Annotated in this window: 1 protein-coding gene; it reads right to left on the bottom strand. The window is 39.4% G+C overall.

Annotated features, from left to right (window positions below; all coding sequences use genetic code 11):
* Positions 1 to 309: 309 nt before the first annotated feature.
* On the bottom strand, positions 310 to 1,992 hold the full coding sequence (locus QUA56_RS36360) for an IS1634 family transposase (RefSeq protein ID WP_333368843.1): 1,683 nt from the start codon (positions 1,990 to 1,992) through the stop codon (positions 310 to 312).
* Positions 1,993 to 2,314 lie beyond the last annotated feature (322 nt).

Genomic DNA, 2,314 nt, shown 5'->3' with positions numbered 1-2,314 from the left:
ATCCCACATTCCGCACCCCCAACTGGCACATAGGCGGATTGAGGGGTTAAAAGTGAATCATCCGAGATAATAGTGAGTAAAAACACCCAAAAAATTGTGCAACGATCGCATCACCCACTTGTCCATTCCTAAAAATTGACATGAGGGCATGAATTAAATCTTCTTAACCCAGAAAACGTCAAAAATCAGACCATTAACAACTATTAATTTCCAGCATATATCGCCAGCATTATGACAATAATACATCACTGCTGCACCTACAATTACTTAAATGTAAGTCAGTTTTATCAATCAATAATCGACTTCATTTCACAACAAGAAATAATAAGACCGACAGGTGACTGGAAACAAATTTAATATCGCCAACCGTTCGGATGTCAAATTAGAAACTTGTTGAATCCCTTGAATACAAACGGCATGAATCGATTGAAAACTTTGGAATATCCAGCGCAAAGTAGGTCGATTGGTTCCTTTGCCCAATTGATTTTTTACGGTTTTATTAGTAAGCTGCAAGTTTTGCCGGAGTAACCTTTGACCCAAAGTATAAACCAACAAACACAAACCCATTACCAAAGTTAAAGCCTCGATTCTTTCTGGCGACTTCAGAAACACGCTATCCGTAAAAAATAGCGGGTCTTTCAGGAACCCAAACCCTCTCTCTGCCGACTGCTGTTCCTTATATTTCACAATCATTTCATCAGGATTTAATTGTGATGCATCCAGCACATTTGTAGCTAAGATAAATCTGCCACTAGCTTTGGTTTCTTTAGCTATCACGCTAGCATCTAATTCCAGTTGGGCTTCAACTTTAAAGGTCGAGCTAGAACTAGAATTATCATGAGAAATGGTCGAATTAGTAGCTGGTTTTGCTGTCGCTTCTCTGCTGCTAATTTGAGTTAAATTATGATATTTTAGTTGTTTGGATAAACGACTTGCTGCTGCTGAGGCATCGGCTGAACAAGCAAATTCAATATTTGATAACTCTCGCAACTTTTTCTGAGCCTCAACTTCAGCTTTTTTGAGATTTTTTTCTAATTTACGTCGGTCAGCATCACGACGTAAACTGCTCTCTACTACTAACCATCTTTGTTCAATTCCACCATAATTACTTTTGTGTTCTGACCAACTATATCCCGTCACTGAACTTTGATGAAATTCTGATTCATTTAGCTGAGATACCAGTTGCTGCGCTTGTTTAAGGCTCAGCGGTACACGAGTTAACCATTTTAAATTGGTTAACATTTCTAAATTGGGAGCGGTATATAATGCACTGTCAGCTACCATTAAAGTGTCGAGGTTTAACTGTTTTTTAAAGTCTTGACAAATTGAGGCGAATATGGAATTATCTGATTCGTTTCCCGAAGCTGCTCGTAAAAATAGTGGTACATCTCCATCTCCAGTACAAATTAGGTCTAAAATAAACTGTTTTAAGTCGGGACGATGGTCGCGAGAGTAGCCGTAGGTAATCTGAATTGGTATTGGGGATGTTTGATGGTTGATTGATGAATTATCTAACTGATTGCTATCTGTTTCTCTGCTAGAAAAACATACTGATGTCAATTCTTGTTCATATTTGCCATGTAGATGAAATGAACTTGAGTCGAGGTGAGATGTGTCGGTATTTATCTCAAATTTTTGAGCTGCTTCTAGGGCAATGGTTGTGAATATATTGGTGATTCCTGACAAATATAATTTATCTAATACTCTGCCTAAACGGTCATCATTGAGATGCGATGCTTGAATCCCTGACCCAAGTAAATGTTCTATTGCTTTCCCTTCAAAAAATTTAGAGAATAAGTATAGTGGGGCGGAAACCATCCCTAATCCATTGATAATCATGGCTTTGACTACCAGGCCGGGACTGACTATCTCGCCCGGTTGTTCGCCGACTAATTCATTGATTTTTGGAACAATTCCTATTTCATCAATTAGACCGGCTATCAAGCCCAGATGATCTAGGTTTTCTACTTTCATCTCAGATGCTTTCTGCATGGGCTGCTGAATCCTGATTTGAGCGTCGATCGCGATCGCCAGTTTACACTATTTTTGGTGATGATTGCTGACTGCTGGCGATCGTAATTAACGCATTTTCGTGATCTATCCGGTCACTGTGAGGTAATAAACTTGGTTTTTACCGATCGCAATTTTAACTAACATCAGATAGGACTCACGCTCTCACGTCAATTTTTCAGAATGGACTACTGGGTAATGCTGAGTGACCGAGGTTGAGTATTTCTACTCATTTTTGTCTTGGATGATTCACTTTTACTCCCTCAATCCCCCTATGTGCCAGTTGGGGGTGCGGAATGTGGGT

The organism is Microcoleus sp. N3A4 (genome assembly GCF_036701805.1).
Lineage (GTDB): Bacteria > Cyanobacteriota > Cyanobacteriia > Cyanobacteriales > Microcoleaceae > Microcoleus.
The sequence above is the reverse complement of the archived record's forward strand: the minus strand, read 5'-3'. Positions and strand labels throughout refer to the sequence as shown.